This window comes from Pseudomonas sp. S150 (assembly GCF_004526365.1).
Taxonomy (GTDB): domain Bacteria; phylum Pseudomonadota; class Gammaproteobacteria; order Pseudomonadales; family Pseudomonadaceae; genus Aquipseudomonas; species Aquipseudomonas putida_A.
This window is the reverse complement of record NZ_CP038207.1, coordinates 5,577,888-5,598,901: the sequence shown is the minus strand read 5'-3', so window position 1 is coordinate 5,598,901 and position 21,014 is coordinate 5,577,888. Positions and strand designations below refer to the sequence as shown.

General features: G+C 60.2%; 15 protein-coding genes and 4 pseudogenes. 14 read left to right on the top strand and 5 right to left on the bottom strand.

Annotated elements, in window-relative coordinates:
- The first annotated feature begins 47 nt into the window (after positions 1-47).
- The 12 genes and pseudogenes from hscA (at position 48) to der (ending at position 11,921) form a co-directional block, all read left to right on the top strand.
- A complete protein-coding gene (gene hscA, locus E3Z29_RS25900) occupies positions 48-1,913 on the top strand; it encodes a Fe-S protein assembly chaperone HscA (RefSeq protein WP_134787276.1) in 1,866 nt (621 codons plus the stop codon).
- Positions 1,913-2,254 carry an ISC system 2Fe-2S type ferredoxin gene (gene fdx, locus E3Z29_RS25895; protein WP_007964424.1) on the top strand — a complete coding sequence of 114 codons (342 nt, stop codon included), beginning with the start codon at positions 1,913-1,915 and terminating at the stop codon, positions 2,252-2,254. Before hscA ends, fdx begins: the two co-directional genes overlap by 1 nt.
- A gap of 14 nt (positions 2,255-2,268) precedes the next feature.
- A complete protein-coding gene (gene iscX / locus E3Z29_RS25890) occupies positions 2,269-2,469 on the top strand; it encodes a Fe-S cluster assembly protein IscX (RefSeq protein ID WP_008084655.1) in 201 nt (66 codons plus the stop codon).
- Positions 2,470-2,557: 88 nt separating this feature from the next.
- Positions 2,558-2,983 carry a nucleoside-diphosphate kinase gene (ndk, locus tag E3Z29_RS25885; protein ID WP_007964426.1) on the top strand — a complete coding sequence of 142 codons (426 nt, stop codon included), beginning with the start codon at positions 2,558-2,560 and terminating at the stop codon, positions 2,981-2,983.
- Between the two features lie 28 nt (positions 2,984-3,011).
- On the top strand, positions 3,012-4,160 hold the full coding sequence (gene rlmN / locus E3Z29_RS25880; protein WP_003227893.1) for a 23S rRNA (adenine(2503)-C(2))-methyltransferase RlmN: 1,149 nt from the start codon (positions 3,012-3,014) through the stop codon (positions 4,158-4,160).
- Between the two features lie 12 nt (positions 4,161-4,172).
- Positions 4,173-4,931, top strand: a complete 759-nt coding sequence (gene pilW, locus E3Z29_RS25875) for a type IV pilus biogenesis/stability protein PilW (protein ID WP_007964430.1) — start codon at positions 4,173-4,175, stop codon at positions 4,929-4,931.
- Positions 4,931-5,968 (top strand): RodZ family helix-turn-helix domain-containing protein, encoded by a 1,038-nt coding sequence (locus tag E3Z29_RS25870; protein WP_134787275.1) that lies wholly within the window; start codon positions 4,931-4,933, stop codon positions 5,966-5,968. The genes pilW and E3Z29_RS25870 overlap by 1 nt, the downstream gene beginning before the upstream one ends.
- Before the next feature lie 3 nt (positions 5,969-5,971).
- Positions 5,972-7,081: a flavodoxin-dependent (E)-4-hydroxy-3-methylbut-2-enyl-diphosphate synthase gene (gene ispG / locus E3Z29_RS25865; protein ID WP_007964434.1), complete on the top strand. Its 1,110-nt coding sequence runs from the start codon at positions 5,972-5,974 to the stop codon at positions 7,079-7,081.
- Positions 7,082-7,117: 36 nt separating this feature from the next.
- Positions 7,118-8,408: pseudogene (gene hisS, locus E3Z29_RS25860) on the top strand (histidine--tRNA ligase).
- A 41-nt stretch (positions 8,409-8,449) separates the two neighbouring features.
- A pseudogene (locus E3Z29_RS25855) lies at positions 8,450-9,092 on the top strand (tetratricopeptide repeat protein).
- The gene (gene bamB / locus E3Z29_RS25850; RefSeq protein ID WP_027612133.1) at positions 9,085-10,236 is read left to right on the top strand and encodes an outer membrane protein assembly factor BamB; all 1,152 of its coding nucleotides are present in this window, start codon (positions 9,085-9,087) and stop codon (positions 10,234-10,236) included. The pseudogene E3Z29_RS25855 and the gene bamB overlap by 8 nt, the downstream one beginning before the upstream one ends.
- 212 nt (positions 10,237-10,448) lie before the next feature.
- The gene (gene der / locus E3Z29_RS25845; RefSeq protein WP_027612132.1) at positions 10,449-11,921 is read left to right on the top strand and encodes a ribosome biogenesis GTPase Der; all 1,473 of its coding nucleotides are present in this window, start codon (positions 10,449-10,451) and stop codon (positions 11,919-11,921) included.
- A 41-nt stretch (positions 11,922-11,962) separates the two neighbouring features.
- Here the strand turns inward: der and E3Z29_RS25840 are convergent, their stop codons facing one another.
- On the bottom strand, positions 11,963-13,252 hold the full coding sequence (locus E3Z29_RS25840; protein ID WP_134787273.1) for a hypothetical protein: 1,290 nt from the start codon (positions 13,250-13,252) through the stop codon (positions 11,963-11,965).
- Between the two features lie 270 nt (positions 13,253-13,522).
- On the opposite strand from E3Z29_RS25840, the gene E3Z29_RS25835 reads away from it, so the two are divergent.
- Together E3Z29_RS25835 and E3Z29_RS25830 are read left to right on the top strand one after the other, a co-directional pair.
- Entirely contained in the window at positions 13,523-14,671 is a 1,149-nt protein-coding gene (locus tag E3Z29_RS25835; protein ID WP_096795523.1) for a pyridoxal phosphate-dependent aminotransferase, read from the top strand.
- Positions 14,659-15,450 (top strand): amidohydrolase, encoded by a 792-nt coding sequence (locus E3Z29_RS25830; protein ID WP_098965474.1) that lies wholly within the window; start codon positions 14,659-14,661, stop codon positions 15,448-15,450. Before E3Z29_RS25835 ends, E3Z29_RS25830 begins: the two co-directional genes overlap by 13 nt.
- A gap of 167 nt (positions 15,451-15,617) precedes the next feature.
- Here the strand turns inward: E3Z29_RS25830 and leuA are convergent.
- From leuA to E3Z29_RS25800, 4 genes and pseudogenes are all read right to left on the bottom strand, one after another.
- Positions 15,618-17,299: pseudogene (gene leuA, locus E3Z29_RS25825) on the bottom strand (2-isopropylmalate synthase).
- Positions 17,300-17,763: 464 nt separating this feature from the next.
- The gene (locus E3Z29_RS25810) at positions 17,764-18,588 is read right to left on the bottom strand and encodes a peptidoglycan DD-metalloendopeptidase family protein (protein ID WP_027612128.1); all 825 of its coding nucleotides are present in this window, start codon (positions 18,586-18,588) and stop codon (positions 17,764-17,766) included.
- A 3-nt stretch (positions 18,589-18,591) separates the two neighbouring features.
- A pseudogene (gene xseA, locus E3Z29_RS25805) lies at positions 18,592-19,972 on the bottom strand (exodeoxyribonuclease VII large subunit).
- A gap of 99 nt (positions 19,973-20,071) precedes the next feature.
- Entirely contained in the window at positions 20,072-21,001 is a 930-nt protein-coding gene (locus tag E3Z29_RS25800; protein WP_134787271.1) for a LysR family transcriptional regulator, read from the bottom strand.
- Positions 21,002-21,014 lie beyond the last annotated feature (13 nt).

The window sequence follows — 21,014 nt, the reverse complement described above, 5'->3', positions numbered from 1 at the left end:
GTGCCGCTCCGGTCGCACGCCTGATATACAGATAAGTCCTGATCACGATGGCCCTACTGCAGATCGCCGAACCCGGCCAAAGTCCTCAACCGCACCAGCGTCGTCTGGCTGTGGGGATCGACTTGGGCACTACCAATTCGCTGGTCGCTGCGTTGCGCAGTGGTCTTTCCGAGCCACTGGCCGACGCTGACGGGCAGGTCATCCTGCCGTCCGCCGTGCGTTATCACGCCGACCGCGTCGAGGTTGGCGAATCGGCCAAACTGGCCGCGTCCTCCGATCCCTTGAATACTGTGCTGTCGGTCAAGCGCCTGATGGGGCGTGGTTTGTCCGACGTCAAGCAATTGGGCGAGCAACTGCCATACCGCTTTGTCGGCGGCGAATCGCACATGCCGTTCATCGACACCGTACAAGGTCCGAAAAGCCCGGTCGAAGTCTCTGCCGATATCCTCAAGGTTTTGCGTCAGCGTGCTGAAGCGACCCTGGGTGGCGAGCTGGTCGGTGCGGTGATCACCGTTCCGGCGTATTTCGACGATGCGCAGCGCCAGGCCACCAAGGATGCGGCGAAACTCGCCGGTCTGAATGTGCTGCGTCTGCTCAACGAGCCGACTGCTGCTGCCGTGGCGTATGGCCTGGATCAACACGCCGAAGGTCTGGTCGCAATCTATGACCTGGGCGGCGGAACTTTCGATATTTCGATTCTGCGTCTGACTGGCGGTGTTTTCGAAGTGCTGGCCACCGGCGGCGACAGCGCCTTGGGCGGCGATGACTTCGATCACGCGATTGCTGGCTGGATCATCGAGAACGCCGGCTTGTCTGCCGATCTCGACCCGGGCGCACAACGCAATCTGCTGCAAACCGCCTGTGCGGCCAAAGAAGCCCTGACCGATGCGGCCAGCGTTGAAGTCGCCTACGGTGACTGGAAAGCGCAGCTGACCCGCGAAGCCTTCGATGCGCTGATCGAGCCGATGGTCGCCCGCAGCCTGAAAGCCTGCCGCCGCGCCGTGCGTGATTCCGGTATCGAGCTGGAAGACGTGCATGCCGTGGTCATGGTCGGTGGTTCGACTCGTGTGCCGCGCGTTCGTGAAGCCGTCGCCGAAGCCTTCGGTCGTCAGCCACTGACCGAAATCGACCCGGATCAAGTGGTGGCCATCGGGGCCGCGATCCAGGCGGATACGCTGGCTGGCAACAAGCGCGATGGCGGCGAACTGCTGCTGCTCGACGTGATTCCACTGTCCCTTGGGCTGGAAACCATGGGCGGGCTGATGGAAAAGGTGATTCCGCGCAACACCACCATCCCGGTCGCCCGTGCGCAGGACTTCACTACTTATAAAGACGGCCAGTCGGCCATGGCGATCCATGTGCTGCAGGGTGAGCGCGAGCTGATCAGCGACTGCCGCTCCCTGGCTCGCTTCGAATTGCGCGGCATTCCGGCGATGGTGGCTGGTGCGGCGAAGATTCGCGTGACCTTCCAGGTCGATGCCGACGGCCTGCTCAGCGTGTCTGCCCGCGAACTGGGTTCGGGCGTCGAGGCGAGCATTCAGGTCAAGCCGTCCTACGGTCTGACCGACGGTGAAATCGCCAAGATGCTCAAGGACTCGTTCCAGCACGCCAATGACGACAAGGTCGCCCGCGTCCTGCGCGAGCAGCAAGTCGATGCCCAACGCCTGATCGAAGCGGTGCAGGGTGCTCTGGAAGCCGATGGCGAGCGTTTGCTCGACGCCGAGGAGCGCATGGTCATCGAGCTGCAGATGCAAGAACTGGCCGAACTGATGAAAGGCACCGATGGTTACGCCATCGAGCAGCAGACCAAGCGTCTGTCGCAAGTGACCGATGCTTTTGCTGCCCGCCGCATGGATCTGACGGTGAAAGCCGCTCTGTCGGGGCGCAATCTGAATGAAATCGAGGATATCTGATGCCGCAGGTCATTTTTCTGCCCCACGAGAAGTTCTGCCCTGAAGGCATGGTCGTCGAGGCCGAGCCCGGCACTTCGATTCTCGAGCTGGCTCACGAACACCACATCGAGATGGAAAGCGCCTGCGGCGGCGTCTGCGCCTGCACCACTTGCCACTGCATCATCCGCGAGGGTTTCGACTCGCTGGAAGAGGCGGACGAGCTGGAAGAAGACTTCCTCGATCGCGCCTGGGGTCTGGAAGCGCAATCGCGTCTGGCCTGTCAGGCTATCGTTGGTGAAGAAGACATCACCGTCGAGATTCCGAAATATTCGCTTAACCATGCGGCCGAAGCGCCGCACTGACTGGTAAGACTGTCATGAGCTACGGTTGGAATGATGTTCAACGCATTGCAGAAGAATTGGCCGAAGCCAAGCCGGGTGTAGACCCGTTCTCTGTCAATTTCGTCGATCTGCAGCAATGGATCAAAGAGCTGCCGGATTTTGACAATACCTCTGGCCGGGTCGGCGAGAAAGTGTTGGAAGCGGTTCAGACGCTCTGGGCTGAAGAATTGGACTGATCGTCCTCGCAGGTTAGGCAATACCCAAGAACCCGCGTATAATTCGCGGGTTTAATTTTTCGCAAATTACTGTTTCTGGAGTTACACCATGGCTGTTCAACGTACTTTCTCCATCATCAAGCCTGACGCTGTTGCAAAAAACGTCATCGGCGAGATCACCACTCGTTTCGAAAAAGCAGGCCTGCGCGTTGTAGCTTCGAAACTGAAGCAGCTGTCCAAAGCTGAAGCTGAAGGCTTCTACGCTGAGCACAAAGAGCGCGGTTTCTTCGGCGACCTGGTTGCTTTCATGATCTCCGGTCCTGTTGTTGTTCAGGTTCTGGAAGGCGAAAACGCTATCGCTCTGAACCGTGAGCTGATGGGCGCTACCAACCCTAAAGAAGCTGCTGCCGGCACCATCCGTGCTGACTTCGCTGAGTCGATCGACGCCAACGCCGTTCACGGTTCGGACTCCGAAGCCGCTGCTGCTCGCGAAATCTCGTACTTCTTCGCAGCTACTGAAGTAACCACTCGCTAAGCATTGCTTAAAGAGTGAAGGTGAATCCATGACTACATCGACTGTTAAAACAAACCTGCTGGGTCTGACCCAGCCGGAAATGGAAAAATTCTTCGACTCAATCGGGGAGAAGCGTTTCCGTGCCGGTCAGGTAATGAAATGGATTCACCACTTTGGCGTCGATGATTTCGACGCCATGACGAACGTCAGCAAGGCCTTGCGTGACAAGCTCAAGGCTATTGCTGAGGTCCGTGGTCCCGAAGTGGTCAGCGAGGACATTTCCAGCGACGGCACCCGCAAGTGGGTGGTGCGCGTGGCGTCCGGCAGCTGTGTCGAGACCGTCTACATTCCCCAGGGCAAACGCGGCACTCTGTGCGTTTCGTCCCAGGCAGGCTGTGCCCTGGACTGCAGTTTCTGCTCCACCGGCAAGCAAGGCTTCAACAGCAACCTCACCGCCGCCGAAGTCATCGGTCAGGTGTGGATTGCCAACAAATCCTTCGGCAGTGTTCCCGCCACCATCGACCGCGCCATCACCAACGTGGTGATGATGGGCATGGGCGAACCGCTGCTGAACTTCGACAACGTCGTGGCCGCCATGCATCTGATGATGGATGACCTCGGTTACGGGATCTCCAAGCGCCGCGTGACCCTGTCCACTTCGGGCGTGGTGCCGATGATCGATGAGCTGGCCAAGCACATCGACGTCTCCCTGGCGTTGTCCCTGCACGCACCGAATGACGCATTGCGTAACCAATTGGTGCCGATCAACAAGAAATATCCGCTTAAGATGCTGCTCGAGTCGTGCCAGCGCTACATGTCCGCCCTGGGCGAGAAACGCGTGCTGACCATCGAGTACACCTTGCTCAAGGACGTCAACGACAAGCTTGAGCACGCCGTGGAAATGATCGAGCTGCTCAAAGACATTCCATGCAAGATCAACCTGATTCCGTTCAACCCGTTCCCGCATTCCGGTTACGAACGGCCGAGCAACAACGCCATTCGTCGGTTCCAGGATCAGTTGCATCAGGCCGGCTTTAACGTCACTGTCCGCACCACCCGTGGTGAAGACATCGACGCTGCGTGTGGTCAATTGGTAGGGCAGGTGCTGGATCGCACCCGTCGCAGTGAACGTTACATCGCCGTGCGCGAGTTGAGCGCCGACAGCGATCTGGCACAGAACGCCGCGAACACTAACTAAGAGAGGATCTCTATGTCCCTGCGCTTTGCGCTGCTGTTGCTGATGGCCAGCCTGTGTGCTGGTTGTGTCCTGTCGGGTGACTACAACCCGATGAAGACCAGCAAGGGCCGCGACGAGGCGCGTGCCGCCTACGTGCAGCTGGGACTGGGATACTTGCAGCAAGGGATGACCGAGCGCGCCAAGGTGCCGCTGAAGAAGGCGCTGGAGCTGGACGGCTCCGATCCTGATGCCAACGCTGCCCTCGGCCTGGTGTTCCAGGCCGAAATGGAGCCGAAGCTGGCCGACGAACATTTCCGCAAAGCCCTGTCCTCGCGTCCCACCGATGCACGAATCCTCAATAACTACGGCAGTTTTCTCTACGAAGAACAGCGTTACAAGGAAGCCTACGAGCGTTTTGAGCAGGCAGCCGCCGATACCCTGTATCCTGAGCGTTCGCGAGTCTTCGAGAACCTCGGCATGACCGCCTCGAAACTCGGTCAGCGGGATCTGGCACAGCAGCAACTGGAAAAAGCCCTGCGGCTGAACCGTCAACAACCGCGCGCTTTGCTGGAAATGGCTGAGTTGTCCTTCGAAGACAGGCATTATGTGCCCGCGCGTGACTATTACGACCGTTTCAGCCTGCTAACCGAGCAAAATGCACGTAGTCTATTGCTCGGCGTTCGGCTGGCAAAAGTGTTTGAAGATCGCGACAAGGCCGCCAGTTATGGCCTGCAATTAAAACGACTCTATCCCGGTACGCCGGAATATCAGCAATACCTGTCGGAGCAATGATGAAAGCGGCGCATCCCGAAGTTGTAGCAGCGACTCGCGTTAATCCCGGTGAGACTTTGCGCCAGGCCCGCGAAAGCAATGGCTGGTCGCTGGCCGAAGTGGCCCTCAAGCTCAACCTCACCGTGACTTCCCTGAGCAATCTTGAAGCTGGCGCTTTCGACAAGCTGCCGGGGCATACCTTCGCTCGCGGTTACATTCGCGCTTATGCCAAATTGCTCGGGATGGATCAGACTGTTCTGGTTCAGCAATTCGACCAGTCCACCGGCACCGACTCACAGGGCAGCAACGTGCATGCGCTGGGTCGTATCGAAGAGCCGGTGCGGGTTTCACACACTATTTTGCGTATTGTCAGCCTGCTGTTGCTGGTCGCGGTCATCGGCGGCGGTTTCGTCTGGTGGCAGGATCAGACCTCGCAGCGCAGCAAGGACGTGACCAGCCTGGCCCCGGAGCACGTTGAAGTCGAAGGCGCCGACGGCACCACACAGATTCACCCGATCGACGAGCCGGAAGACCAGGCCGTTGCCGAAGGTCAGGCCGAAGGCGCAACCGCGCTGGCCCTGCCGCAATCGGAAACCACCGCTGAATCGACCGGTGCCGAGCCGGTTGCTCCGGCAACCGCACCAGCCGCCCCGGCTGCAACCACGCCAGCCGCACCGGTTCATACACCGGCCCCGGCTGTGGCGGCTCCGGCGACTCCGGCACCGAATGCCCCGGCCACACCAGCGCCGACGGTCACCGCACCAGTGGTAGCGGCTACCTCTGCGCCGACCGCAGAAGCAGCTGTCCCAGCGGCTGGCGACGGCCAGGTGCAACTGCAGTTCACCGCCGATTGCTGGGCACAGGTAACCGATGGTCGCGGCAAAGTGCTGTTCAGCGGTCTGAAACATAAAGGCGACAGCGTTTCGGTTTCCGGCAAGCCGCCACTGGCGGTGCGTCTGGGTGTGGCTCGCGCCGCACAGGTCAGCTACAACGGCCAACCGGTCGATATCGCTCCGTTCACCAGTGGCGAGACTGCTCGCCTGAAGTTGGGTCAATAAGTCATGCACGGCGAATCTCCAATCAAACGTCGCGTTTCGCGCAAGATCTGGGTCGGTAACGTACCTGTTGGCGGCGATGCGCCCATCGCTGTGCAGAGCATGACCAACAGCGACACCAATGATGTGGCTGCCACCGTCGCCCAGATCAATCGTCTGGAAGCCGCCGGCGTCGACATCGTCCGCGTTTCGGTACCGGACATGGACGCCGCCGAGGCGTTCGGCAGGATCAAGCAACTGGTCAAGGTGCCGCTGGTTGCCGACATCCACTTCGACTACAAGATCGCGCTGCGCGTCGCCGAACTGGGTGTGGACTGCCTGCGCATCAACCCGGGCAACATCGGTCGTGAAGACCGGGTGCGTGCCGTGGTCGATGCCGCCCGTGATCGCGGGATTCCGATTCGTATCGGCGTCAACGCCGGCTCGCTGGAAAAAGACCTGCAGAAGAAATACGGCGAACCGACCCCGGCTGCACTGGTCGAGTCCGCGCTGCGTCACGTCGAGCACCTCGAGCGCCTGAATTTCCAGGACTTCAAGGTCAGCGTGAAAGCCTCCGACGTGTTCATGGCCGTTGAAGCCTACCGTCTGCTGGCGAAAGAAATCGTCCAGCCGCTGCACCTGGGCATCACCGAAGCCGGTGGTTTGCGTTCGGGCACAGTGAAATCCGCCGTGGGCCTAGGTATGCTGCTCGCCGAGGGGATTGGCGATACTATCCGCATCTCGCTGGCGGCCGATCCGGTCGAGGAAGTGAAGGTCGGTTACGACATTCTCAAGTCTTTGCATCTGCGTTCCCGTGGCATCAACTTCATCGCCTGCCCGAGCTGCTCGCGGCAGAACTTCGATGTGGTCAAGACCATGAACGAGCTGGAAGGGCGCCTTGAAGACCTGCTGGTGCCGCTGGATGTCGCGGTGATCGGTTGCGTGGTCAACGGCCCCGGCGAAGCCAAGGAAGCCCATATCGGCTTGACCGGCGGCACGCCAAACCTGATTTACATCGACGGCAAGCCGTCGCAGAAACTGACGAATGACAATCTGGTGGACGAGCTGGAAAAGCTGATCCGCGAGAAAGCGGCCGAGAAGGTCGAAGCTGACGCAGCGGTCATCGCGCGCGGCTGAGCCTGACTGAAAGCCGAATGAATTTAAGGATTTAAAGTGAGCAAGTCTCTGCAAGCCATTCGTGGCATGAACGACATCCTGCCCGAACAGACCCCGCTGTGGCGTTATTTCGAGGGCACTGTCGCGCGTCTGCTGGATAACTACGGTTACAAGCAGATCCGCATGCCAATCGTCGAATTCACCGAGCTGTTCAAACGCTCGATCGGTGAAGTGACCGACATCGTCGAAAAAGAGATGTACACCTTCGAAGACCGCAACGGCGACTCCCTGACCCTGCGTCCGGAAGGCACCGCGGCGTGCGTGCGTGCAGTGCTCGAGCACGGCATCACCGGCGGTGGCCAGGTGCAGAAACTCTGGTACATCGGCCCGATGTTCCGCCACGAGCGTCCGCAGAAAGGCCGTTATCGCCAGTTCCACCAGATCGGTCTGGAGGTGTTCAACCTCGACGGTCCGGACATCGATGCCGAGCTGATCATCATGACCTGGCGCCTGTGGGGCGAGTTGGGCATCCGTGATGCGGTCAAGCTCGAACTCAACAGCCTGGGCACCAGCGAGTCCCGTGGTCGCTATCGTGAAGCGCTGGTCGAGTACCTCTCGGCGCACCACGACAAGCTCGACGAAGACAGCCAGCGTCGCCTGAAAACCAACCCGCTGCGCGTGCTCGACACCAAAAATGCCGACACGCAGGCGGTACTGGTCGATGCGCCGAAGATGGCCGACTACCTGGACGACGAATCCCGTGCGCACTTCGAAGGTCTGAAGGCGCGTCTGGACGCGGTTGGCATCCCGTACGTGCTCAACCCGAAACTGGTGCGCGGCCTCGATTACTACAGCAAAACCGTATTCGAATGGGTCACCGACAAGCTCGGCGCTCAGGGCACGGTCTGCGCGGGCGGTCGTTACGACGGTCTGGTCGAGCAGATGGGCGGCAAGCCGACTACAGGCGTGGGTTTCGCCATGGGCATCGAGCGTCTGGTGTTGATGCTCGAAACCCTGGAGCAGATCCCGGAAGAAATCTCCCGTCAGGTCGACGTTTACCTCTGCGCCTTTGGCGAGGAGGCCGAACTGGCCGGTCTGGCCCTGGCCGAGCGTGTGCGTGACCAGCTTCCAAACCTGCGTCTGCAAGTCAATGCCGGCGCCGGCAGCTTCAAAAGCCAGTTCAAGAAAGCCGACAAGAGCGGTGCGCTGTATGCACTGATCCTGGGTGACGACGAAATGGCCCAGCAAGTGGTAGGTTTCAAACCCCTGCGTGGCCAGGGCGAACAACAAAGCATTGCCTGGGATGCGCTTGCCGCTCACCCTGGCCACCTGCGTCGTGCAGGGTTGAAGCTGTCTAAACAGCCGATTTAGCGATTAAGGAGTATTGGGGTGTCGAGTACCGAAGACGAACAGTTGGCGGATTTGAAGGACTGGTGGACACGCAACGGCAAACCTCTGGTCACCGGCGGCCTGTTGGCGCTGGTCATCGTGTTCGGCTGGCAGGCTTTTCACAAGTATCAGAGCAACCAGTCGCAAGGCGCCTCGGTGCTCTATCAGCAACTGCTGGAAACCACGCTGACCCCGGACGGCAAGCCTGACGCTGCCCGCGTTGCGGATCTGGCCGGCAAACTCAACAGCGAATTCGGCGGCACCGCGTACGCGCAGTACGGCAGCCTGTTCGTGGCCAAAGTAGCGGTCGACAGCGGCAAGCTGGACGACGCTGCGACTGAACTCAAAGCCATCGTTGCCAAACCGGGCCAACCCGGCGCTGGGCGAAATCGCCCGTCAGCGTCTGGCGCAGGTGCTGGGTGCGCAGAACAAGGCCGATGAAGCCCTGAAGCTGCTCGACGGCGATGCCGACAAGGCGTTCCTGGCCACTCGCGAAGAACTCAAGGGTGATCTGCTGGTTCAGCTGGGTCGTACCGACGAGGCGAACACCGCGTATCAAAAAGCCAAGGCGGCACTGTCGGATGAAGCGGCAGTCGGTGGCCTTCAAATCAAGCTTGACGACCTGGCCAAAGGGGATGCGTGACGTGATCCGTTGGAAGCATGCAGCATTGCTGGCTCTGGCCATTCTGGCCGCGGGTTGCAGCAGCAACAGCAAAAAAGAACTGCCACCGGCCGAGCTGACCGACTTCAAAGAAGAAGTGGTGCTGCAAAAGCAGTGGAGCCGTTCGATCGGTGACGGTCAGGGCGAAACCTACAACATGCTGGTGCCGGCGATCGATGGTGACACCATCTACGCCGCCGACGTGACCGGCGTGTTGATGGCCATGGATCGCAGCAATGGCGACGTGAAGTGGAAAAAGGATCTTGAACTGCCTGTCTCCGGCGCCGTTGGCGTAGGTTACGGCCTGGTCACGATCGGTACCCTGAAGGGTGAAATCGTTGCCCTCGACGCCATCAACGGCGAAGAGAAGTGGCGCGCCCGGGTATCCAGCGAAGTCCTCGCGCCACCGGCCAACAACGGTGACGTTGTCGTGGTGCAGACTCAGGACGATCGCCTGATCGGCCTGGACGCTGCTACCGGCGACCGTCGCTGGACTTACGACAGCACCCCTGCGGTACTGACCCTGCGCGGCACCAGCGCCCCCGTCGTGACCAACCGCCTCGCGGTGGCTGGCCTGTCGACCGGTAAAGTGGTCGCCCTGGACATTTCCAACGGTGTGCCGGTCTGGGAGCAGCGCGTTGCGATTCCAACCGGTCGTTCGGAACTGGAGCGCGTGGTCGACATCGATGGCGGTCTGCTGCTGTCCGGTGAAACGCTGTACGTAGCCAGCTATCAGGGCCGCGTCGCGGCACTCGATCTGCAAAGCGGTCGCCAGCTCTGGCAGCGCGATGCGTCGAGCTATGCCGGTGTCGCCCAAGGTTTCGGCAACGTCTACGTGAGCCTGTCTTCGGGCACCGTTGAAGGCGTTGACGAGCGTTCGACTACTGCACTGTGGAGCAACGACTCGCTGGCTCGCCGCCAACTGTCGGCTCCGGAAGTGTTCTCCAGCTACGTAGCCGTCGGTGACCTGGAAGGTTACCTGCACCTGTTGAGCCAGGTGGACGGTCGTTTTGTGGGTCGTGAGCGTATCGACAGTGACGGCCTGCGTGCCCGTCCGCTGGTGGTGGGCAACACGATCTATGTGTATGGCAACAGCGGCAAACTGGAAGCCCTGACCATCAAGTAACAACTATGCTTGGGGTTAACGCCCCAGGCAGCTTCATTTGTGGGAGCGGGCTTGCTCGCGAAGGGCGTCAACGAAGACGCGTACAGCCTGATTAAACGCGGTGCTGCTACGGTCTTTCGCGAGCAAGCCCGCTCCCACAGTGTTGCCCCGAGCACCAGCCGCTGCCTCGCAGCGGCTTTTGTATTTTCTGAAATAACGAAGTGGAGAGCCGCATGGTTCCCGTAATCGCCCTGGTGGGCCGACCGAACGTCGGCAAATCCACCTTGTTCAACCGCCTGACCAGGACGCGTGACGCCATCGTTGGCGACTTGTCCGGTCTGACCCGTGATCGCCAGTACGGTGAGGCCAAGTGGCAAGGGCGTTCCTACATTCTGATCGACACCGGCGGTATCTCCGGTGACGAACACGGTATGGACGAAAAAATGGCCGAGCAGTCGCTGCTGGCCATTGAAGAAGCGGATGTTGTGCTGTTCCTGGTAGATGCCAAGGCCGGTTTCACCGCCGCCGACCAGATGATCGCCGAACACTTGCGCAAGCGTAACAAGCGTTCCCACGTGGTTGCCAACAAGGTCGACAACATCGACCCGGAAATGGCCCGCGCCGAATTCGCCCCGCTGGGCATGGGCCACGCGATCCCGATCGCCGGTGCTCACGGCCGTGGTATCACTCAGCTGCTGGAAGCGGCGCTGAGCGATTTCCCGCGTGATGATGACGAACCGGCGGAAGGCGAAGAAGAAGAGATCGTCGCCGAGGGTGAGGAAGCCAAGCGCATTCCTGGCCCGAGCGAAAAAGACGGGATCAAGATCGCCATCATCGGCCGTCCGAACGTCGGCAAGTCGACTCTGGTCAACCGCATGCTCGGTGAAGACCGGGTCATCGTCTACGACCAGCCAGGCACCACCCGCGACAGTATCTACATCCCGTTCGAGCGTAACGACGAGAAGTACACGCTGATCGACACCGCCGGTGTGCGCAAGCGCGGCAAGATCCACGAAGAAGTCGAAAAATTCTCCGTGGTCAAAACCCTGCAGGCGATCAAAGACGCCAACGTGGTGATCTTCGTGATGGACGCCCGCGAAGGTGTGGTCGATCACGACCTCAACCTGCTGGGCTTTGCCCTCGAAGCCGGCCGTGCGCTGGTGATCGCAATCAACAAATGGGACGGCATGACCCCGAGCGAGCGCGACTTTGTGAAGGTCGAGCTGCAACGTCGGCTGTTCTTCGTCGACTTCGCCGACATTCACTTCATCTCGGCGCTGCATGGTACTGGCGTGGGCAACCTCTACGCCTCGGTGCAGAACTCGTTCAAGTCTGCGGTTACCCGCTGGCCGACCAGCCGCCTGACGCAGATTCTCGAAGACGCGGTCAGCGAGCACCAGCCGCCGATGGTCAACAGCCGCCGGATCAAGCTGCGTTACGCTCACCTGGGTGGTGCGAACCCGCCGATCATCGTGATCCACGGTAACCAGATCGAGAAAGTGCCGAAGTCGTATGTGCGCTATCTGGAGAACACTTACCGCCGTGTGCTGAAGCTGGTCGGTACGCCGATCCGCATCGAGTTCAAAGGTGGCGAGAACCCGTACGAAGGCAACAAGAACACGCTGACCGACCGCCAGGTCAACAAGAAGCGTCGCTTGATGTCGCACAACAAGAAAGCCAGCAAGAAGCGCCGCGACAAGAAGTGATTCAGGTCTTCACCCGAAAGGCGCCGCTTGCGGCGCCTTTTTTATGGGCTGATGGTTGTCATTGAGCGCTCTTTGGCGTTACTACCCTGGTAGCGCAGCAGGAAGAAGTCCGCATACGGAGACAAGCCTTGCGATTTTCCCAGCACCAGAATTCGGCCAATGTCGTCCACCGCGAGATCGATGGCACGCTCAAGCATGTTTCCCATGCCGTCACTTACCCAGCCCTGGCCTTCGCCAAAGTTCGGGTCCAATTCAGCATTGTCCAGAAAACGCGCCAATAACGGGACAACGTTCAGGTTTTTCTCGGCGTAACCCACAACCAGCGTCGTGTTGTCGGGTTGTTGCAAAGCCTTCAGCCACGCGCAACGATCGTGAATCTTCACCTCGCTTCTAAAGGTGTCGTCACTGCCGTCAGCCTTCAGGCGAGCGAGCAGCGCTTGATCGCCCCGTGACCCAGCGCACAACAAACGATCGCCGGGAAGTGCGACGATGCTGGTGATGTTCCAGTCGGGCTTTCGCAGTTCGCCCTCTCTTCCGAATGACGGATCAATCTCGCCGTCAGCCGTGAATCGGTAGATGACCGCATCACTGCTCTCTCCCGAAAGTTCTCCAAATACCAGAATACGGTCATCGTTCTGGATGATCAGGCCCTTCTTGCGAAAGTTGTGTCCAGGTGCTGGTTTGATCGTGAGATGTCCGTTGCCCCGGGCAAAGTTATTGTCCAGCTTTGCGTCTTGGGAGATTCTGGCCAGTACTGCGGTCGAGTTAAGTGCATGCGGTGTGACGAGGTCATGCCAGACATGCTCAAAGGCGAAGACAAAATGACCGGTTGATTGCCTGTCTATGCTGGTGGGTGAGGCGCCCACTGAACTGCTCGGGTCACAGGGTAACTTGTAGACATATCTTCCTCCCCTGCCGAATGGCTCGTCGTAACGGCCGTTCATGTTCAGTCTGGCAAAAGCGGGGACATCCGTTGGCCGGTCATTAGTAAAGACACCTGCTAGAACTACCTTCGACCCGGTTATGAAGATTCGTTGACAGGCAGAGGCCAGTCGAGCGTCATCGGGGTTGAAGCGGTCGGCCATATAACCGTTATTGAAAGGCAAGTAAGGCTCACCTTTCTGGTTGAGGCACGTTATGGCGAAATTTTGCTGCAAGTCATCGCCCGATGGCTGTTCCACGTCGCCGGCAATAAAGATCCTGCCCTCGCTGGCGAGTGTAAGACTATTGGCGTGATAGGCACTCCCGAAATTGAATTTGAGTTTTTTCTTGCCGCCTTTGCCAAACGTGGTATCCAGATTACCTGCCTTAATGATCATTCGTTTTGTCATCACTGCGATTCCTTGAGATAACGAGGTTGTGCCGTGGACCCAGTTAAAAGCTTGCTGCAACTTACCGCTACTGTCAGAAGTTACAGGGGAGGGCGTATTGCGCGACCACTCATCCGTTTTCCTCCGGCGCGAGTAGGTTCAAGGTGCCTTTTTGTGATTTCGTATTGCCGCGCATCGTAGGGAACGACTTTTTTTATCGTATTCGAATGGGCTATTCTCGGGCTCTCCCGCGCCGTCGTCAGAGCCGGGTGTAGAGCAGGGAACCCCTCGATGATCACCAGTAAGCTGCCGAATGTCGGCATCACTATTTTCACGCAGATGTCTCAGCTCGCGGCGCAGACCGGAGCGATCAACCTGTCCCAGGGTTTTCCTGACTTCGACGGCCCGCAGTCCCTGCGTGACGCGGTCGGTCGGCATATCGCCAGCGGCCATAACCAGTATTCACCGATGACCGGCCTGCCGGCGCTGCGCGAGCAAATCGCGGCGAAAATCGCGCGCAGCTATGGCGTGAAAGTCGATGCCGACAGCGAAGTGACCGTAACGCCGGGCGCGACCCAGGCGATCTTCTGTGCGATTCAGGCAGTTATCCACAGCGGTGACGAAGTCATCGTGTTCGACCCGTGCTACGACAGCTATGAACCGGCGACGCAGTTGGCGGGCGGCCGCTGCGTGCATGTGCAACTGAACCCGCACGATTTCTCCATCGATTTCGACAAGCTCGCCGCGGCCCTCAGCCCGCGCACGAAAATGATCGTCATCAACACGCCGCACAACCCGAGCGGTGCACTGATCAGCCGTGCCGAACTGGATCAACTGGCGGAGTTGATCCGTGGTCGCGACATCTATCTGATCAGCGACGAGGTGTACGAACACCTGGTGTTCGACGGTGTGCCGCATGTCAGCGTGTTGGCTCACGAAGAGCTGTACCAGCGCGCATTTGTGGTCAGCTCGTTCGGCAAGACCTACCACGTGACGGGCTGGAAAACCGGTTACGTGGTTGCACCGCCGGCGCTGACCGCCGAGCTGCGCAAGGTGCACCAGTACGTCAGTTTCTGCGGTGTCACCCCGCTGCAATACGCCCTGGCCGATTACATGGCCGAGCACCCGGAACACGTCGAAGAGCTTCCGGGTTTCTATCAGGCCAAGCGCGACCTGTTCTGCGATTTGCTGGCGCCGTCGCGCTTCACCTTCACCCGCGTCACCGGCACGTATTTCCAGTTGGTCGATTACTCGCAGATTCGTCCTGACTTGAACGACGTCGACATGGCGATCTGGATGACCCGTGAACACGGCGTGGCGAGCATTCCGGTGTCGGTGTTCTATCAGAATCCACCGCAAGGCCAGCGCCTGGTGCGCCTGTGCTTCGCCAAACGCGAGGAGACGCTGCGCGAAGCAGCGGCAAAACTATGCGTGATCTGAGTGCATTGCCCGATCTCAATCTGGCGCTGATCCAGACCAGCCTGGCCTGGCATGACCGTCAAGCCAACCTTGAGCACTTCGAGGTGCTGCTGGAGCAGGCCCGAGGCGCCGACCTGATCATCCTGCCGGAGATGTTCACCACCGGTTTCTCCATGGAGTCGGAAACCCTCGCCGAAGCCGAGCATGGCCCGACCAGCAAGTGGATGAAGGCGCAGGCCGCGAAACTGAATGCGGTGATCACCGGCAGCGTGATCATTCAGGCGGCGGACGGCAGCCATCGCAATCGCCTGCTGTGGGCACGCCCGGACGGCGAAGTCTGGCATTACGACAAGCGCCACCTGTTCCGCATGGCCGGCGAGCACAACCACTACACCCCCGGCGAGCGTCAGGTGCAGTTCGAACTCAAGGGTTGGCGGATCCGGCCGCTGATTTGCTACGACCTGCGCTTCCCGGTGTGGAGTCGCGACGCGCAGGATACCGATCTGCTGCTGTACACCGCCAACTGGCCGGGTGCCCGGCGTCTGCACTGGAACCGCTTGTTGCCGGCGCGGGCGATTGAAAACCTGTGCTACGTGGCGGCAGTGAACCGGATCGGCACCGACGGCAAGGGCTTTGCCTATACCGGCGACAGTCAGGTGCTGGATTTCCAGGGCGAGACGTTGCTGGCGGCGGGGGAGGCGGACGGCGTGTTCAAGGTTGTGCTGGAGGCCGCGCCATTGGCTGCGTATCGCGAGCGCTTTCCGGCGAATCTGGATGCGGATACCTTCGAACTCACTTGATATTCGCGACCGCTTTCGCGAGCAAGCCCGCTCCCACAGGTAGAGCGCAATACCCTGTGGGAGCGGGCTTGCTCGCGAAGAGGTCAGATCAGGCAATACAAAACCAGCAGGCATAAAAAAGGCCCCGGAGTTCACACTCCGGGGCCTTTTGGCATTTCAGCGAAGGCTTAAGCCGCTTTCGCTTCCGGCTGGCTCAACGAGCGGTTCAGCGCACTGAACAGCGCCTTGAAGCTGGCGGTGGTGATGTTTTCATCGATACCCACGCCGTGCACTGCACGCTCGCCATTCACGCGCAGCTCGATATACGCGGCGGCCTTGGCGTTGGTGCCCGCGCCGATCGCATGTTCGTTGTAGTCCATGATCTCCACCGGAATCGGCAGGCCGGCCACCAGTGCTTCCAGCGCACCGTTGCCCTTGCCGCGCCAGTGCAGGTTGGTTTCGCCCTGACCCTTGCTCGCCACTTCCACTTCGACGGCACTGTTGCCGTTTTCCTTCCTGCAGACGATGGCTGACCAGCGCGTACGGGGTGTTGGCTTGCAGGTATTCGCTGATCAACAGCGAGTGGATCTGCTTGGCGGTCATCTCAAGGCCGAGGCGATCGGTTTCACGCTGCACCACCTGGCTGAACTCGATCTGCATGCGACGCGGCAGGCTGATGCCGTATTCCTGCTCCAGCAAGTAGGCAATACCGCCCTTGCCCGACTGGCTGTTCACACGAATCACCGCCTCGTAGCTGCGACCGATGTCGGCCGGGTCGATCGGCAGATACGGCACTTCCCACAGGGTGTCCGGTTTCTGCTGGGCGAAGCCCTTGCGGATCGCGTCCTGGTGCGAGCCGGAGAATGCGGTGTGGGACCAGGTCGCCGACGTACGGGTGGCGCGGGTGCACCTGGATCTGGTTGCACTCTTCGACGACTTTGCGCACGCCGTCGATGTCGGAGAAGTCCAGCTCAGGGTCAACGCCCTGGGTGTACATGTTCAGTGCCACAGTGACGAGGTCAACGTTACCGGTGCGCTCGCCGTTGCCGAACAGGCAGCCTTCGACACGATCCGCGCCGGCCATCAGACCCAGCTCGGTGGCGGCGACGCCGGTGCCACGATCGTTGTGGGTGTGCAGGCTGATGATCACGCTGTCACGACGGTTGATGTTGCGGCCGAACCATTCGATCTGGTCGGCGTAGACGTTCGGCGTTGCGCATTCGACGGTGGCCGGCAAGTTGAGGATCATCTTGTGCTCAGGCGTCGGGTTCCAGACCTCGATCACCGCGTCACAGACTTCCTTGGCAAACTCCAGCTCGGTGGCGCTGAAGGTTTCCGGCGAGTATTCGAAGGTCCACTCGGTGTCCGGCTGCATCGCCGCGTACTTGACGAACAGCTTGGCGGCGTTGACCGCGATGGCCTTGATGCCGTCCTTGTCCTGGTTGAAGACGATGCGACGGAAGGAAGGCGAGGTGGCGTTGTACAGGTGGACGATGGCTTTCTTCGCCCCGCGCAGGGATTCGAAGGTGCGCTCGATCAAGTCTTCACGGCCCTGGGTCAGCACCTGAATGGTGGTGTCGTCCGGGATGTGGCCTTCTTCGATCAGGGTACGCACGAAGTCGAAGTCGGTTTGCGAAGCGGCCGGGAACGAGGCTTCGATTTCCTTCACACCCACCTGAACGAGGGTTTTCCAGAAGCGCAGCTTCTTCACCGCGTCCATCGGCTCGATGAGCGACTGGTTGCCGTCACGCAGATCGGAGCTGCACCAGATCGGCGCGGCGTCGATGGTTTTCGACGGCCAGGTGCGATCCGGCAGATTGATGACGGGGAACGCGCGGTATTTCGAAGACGGGTCTTTGAGCATGCTCATCGGGAAATTCCTTATTGTCTGGGCCGAAAAGAGGCGGCCTGCCGGTGGAACGAATGTTCGGGAAAACGCTTGGGACGAGGCGCAGCGATTCAGCCCGGCAGTCGTGCGCTGACGAGGCACAAACTACGGTGCTGGCGAAGCTGAATAAGGGTGTGAGAGGTTTTCATGCCTTCAACCCTAACCGCGAGGGGAGAGGATGGCAAGCAGTCGAAAAAAATTGAGAGGAATACTCGAAAAGCTGCGATCGGCGCGATTTTATTGTGCTTCAGGCGGATGATCTTATTGATGTTTGCGCGGGGTTGGATTGGGGCGCAATTGAAACTGGTGGGGTGTGAGCAGTATTTGCGGTGTGGGATGGGCCGCCTTCGCGAGCAAGCCCGCTCCCACAGTTGATCGTGTTCACAACACAAATCCAGTGTGGGAGGGGGCTTGCTCCCGAAGGGGCCGGTAGCCTCAATCAGGAATTACGGTTGGAACGCACCAATGAAAATCGCCGGATCCACCCGCGCATCGTTCAAGCTGATGTTCCAGTGCATGTGCGGCCCGGTCGCCCGGCCGGTCGAACCGACCTTGCCCACCACCGCGCCACGGGCCAGTTGATCGCCGACCTTCACGTCGATTTTCGACATGTGGCAGAACATGCTGATAAAGCCCTGTCCGTGGTCGACAAACACCGTGTTGCCGTTGAAGAAGTAGTTGCCGGTCAGAATCACTTTGCCCGCCGCCGGAGTCTTGATCGGCGTGCCGGCCGGCACCGCAAAGTCGAGGCCGGCATGGGGGTTGCGCTCTTCGCCATTGAAGAAACGGCGCACACCGAACTTGCTCGACAGCGGCCCGTTGACCGGTTTGTCCAGCAGCAGGTTGCTCGGGGTGTTCGGGCTGAAGCTGCGGTAAGCCTTGATCTGCTCGGCCAGTTCACCCTCGATGCGCTTGAGGTTGGCCGGGTTCGGATTGACCTGTTGAGTGTTCTTCAGGGTGATGTGCTGTTCCGGGTATTTCTTGTTGCCAACCGTGAACGGCAGATTGCGCCCACCGCTGCTGATCTGCTGGCTGCCGGGTTTGACCGTCAGCGGCACACCGACAATCGCCAGCCAGTTGTTCTGTTCTTTCACCACCAGCACCGGTTTGCCCTGATAGGTGGCTTTTGGTGCCTGCGCAGCGCTGCCCAGATCGACCACCGCGACGCCGCCCGGCACCGGTTTGTTCAGCAAACGGGTGATGTAGCTGTCGGCGTGGGCGTTGAAGGAGGTCAGGCACAGCAACAATAACGGAGCAAAAAAACGCGGCATGGATCAGTCCAGTAGAGAAAGGGTGACAGGCGTCAGGTGGTTGTCCTCGACGCGCACTTGCAGTTCGCCTTCGCCCAGTTTTGCTTTCAGGCGCTGGCCGGTGTGGGTCTGCGCGGCATTACGGGATCGCGTGCCCGCGTTCATCGAGCAGAATGCTGTAACCCCTGCCGAGGGTCGCCAGCGGACTGACCACATGCAGCGTCTGCATCTGGCTGTGCAGTTGCAGGCGACGGCTTTTCAGACCTTCGCGCATGGCTCGCGGCAGGCGCTCGGCGAGGCTGTCGAGGCGCTGGCGCAGCATCGCCAGTTGGCGTCCCGGGTGTTGCCCGGCGAGGCGGGTTTCCAGACGGATCAGGCGCTCGCGGCGGGTATTCAGTTGGCGTTCGAACGCCCGGCGCATGCGCATGTCCAGGTCATCCAAGCGTTGCGCTTGCTGACGCAGGCGTTCGCCGGGGTGGCGCAGACGGCGGGCCATGCCTTCCAGGCGCAAACGATCGCGCATCAGCCGGTCGCGCATGCGCATCACCAGACGCCGGTGCAGACTTTCGACCTGACGGATCAGGTGGCTCGAATCCGGGGCCAGCAGTTCGGCGGCGGCGGAGGGCGTTGGGGCGCGCACGTCAGCCACGAAGTCACTGATCGACACGTCGGTTTCATGCCCGACGGCGCTGACAATCGGCGTCACGCAGGCATCGACCGCCCGGGCCACGGCTTCTTCGTTGAAGCACCAGAGGTCTTCCAGCGAACCACCGCCCCGGGCGAGGATCAGCGCGTCAAAACCACGGGCGTCGGCCAGTTTCAGGGCGCGGACGATTTGCGCGGTGGCTTCACGGCCCTGCACGGCAGTCGGGATCAGCGTCAGTTGCACCTGCGGCGCCCGGCGGCGGAACACGCTGATGATGTCGCGAATCACCGCGCCGGTCGGCGAACTGATGATGCCGATGCGTTGCGGATGCGCCGGCAACGGCACTTTGCGTTCGGCACTGAACAGGCCTTCGGCGCTGAGCTTTTCCTTCAGTGCATCGAAGGCCAGGCGCAGCGCGCCGTCACCGGCCGGCTCCACGGTATCGAGAATCAGCTGATAGTCGCCACGTCCTTCGAACAGCGAGACCTTGCCGCGTACCTTCACGGCCAGACCGTCCTTCAGCGCCTGACGCACCCGCGCCGCATTATTGCGGAACAGCGCGCAACGCACCTGCGCACCGCTGTCCTTGAGGGTGAAATACACGTGACCGGACGCGGGGCGGGCGAGGTTGGAGATTTCGCCTTCGACCCAGATGTTGCTGAACACGTCTTCGAGCAACACCCGCGCGCGGCCGTTGAGCTGGCTGACGGTCAGGACTTCACGGTCCAGGCCAAGTCTTGCAAAGGGATCTTTAATCATGGGGCGCAGTTTAAGGGCATTCGCCTACCGATCACCATGACCCAACACAAAACCCCTTGTGGGAGCGGGCTTGCTCGCGAAAGCGGTGTGGCAGGCAAATCAAGTTTCGACTGACACGCCGCTTTCGCGAGCAAGCCCGCTCCCACAGGGTTTTGTGAACATATTGATGAAGTGTTGAACCAGTGGCGTGGGGTTCTGGCGATAGGCGAGGGCCACGGTGCTTTGGCAATCGGGATCGCTCAGCGGCAGAAATCGTACACCGCCGGGGGCGATGTCCTGCATTGATTCGGGCAGCAGGGCGATGCCGAATCCAGCCTGGATCAACTGCAACTGCGTAGTTTTGCGCGACATCACCCGCGCCGCTTTGGGAAAAAAGCCCTGACGCATACACAGGTCGGCACACAAATAGCTGAGCCCGCCACGCTGCGGATGCGGGATCGAGATAAACGGCTCGTCCTTCAGTTGCGCCAATTCGACAGCGGCTGAATCGGCCAGGCGATGATCGTTCGGCACCGCCAGAAGCAAGCGTTCGGTGAACAATGGCACAACCTGAATACCTTCACGCTGACGCAGCACCGGCAGGCGCAACAGGCCAATGTCGAGGCGTCCTTCCGCGAGTTCCTCAAGCTGCGCCTCGGAGGACAGCTTGCCGATGTCCAGCGACACGCCCTGCTGCTGATCGAGATAAGTGCTGATCCGACGTAATAAATGCCCGTTGATCGATACGGTGCTGGAATGACTCAGACGCAGCGTGCCCAGTTGTCCGTTACCGACTTCGGTCGCCATCGTGCTGGCTTTGCTCAGTTCGTTGAGCAGGTTTCTGGCCCGGGGCAGAAACGCCTCACCCGCCGCTGTGAGCCGGGGCTGGCGTGCGGTGCGTTCGAACAGCGCGGTTTGCAGGCGGGTTTCCATGTCCTTGATCTGCCGGCTCAGCGCCGACTGCGCGATGAACAGGCGTTCAGCCGCGGCGCTGAAACTGCCGCATTCGGCGATTTCCACGAAGTAGCGCAGTTGTCGGGTAGAAAGCACCAGGTATGCCTTT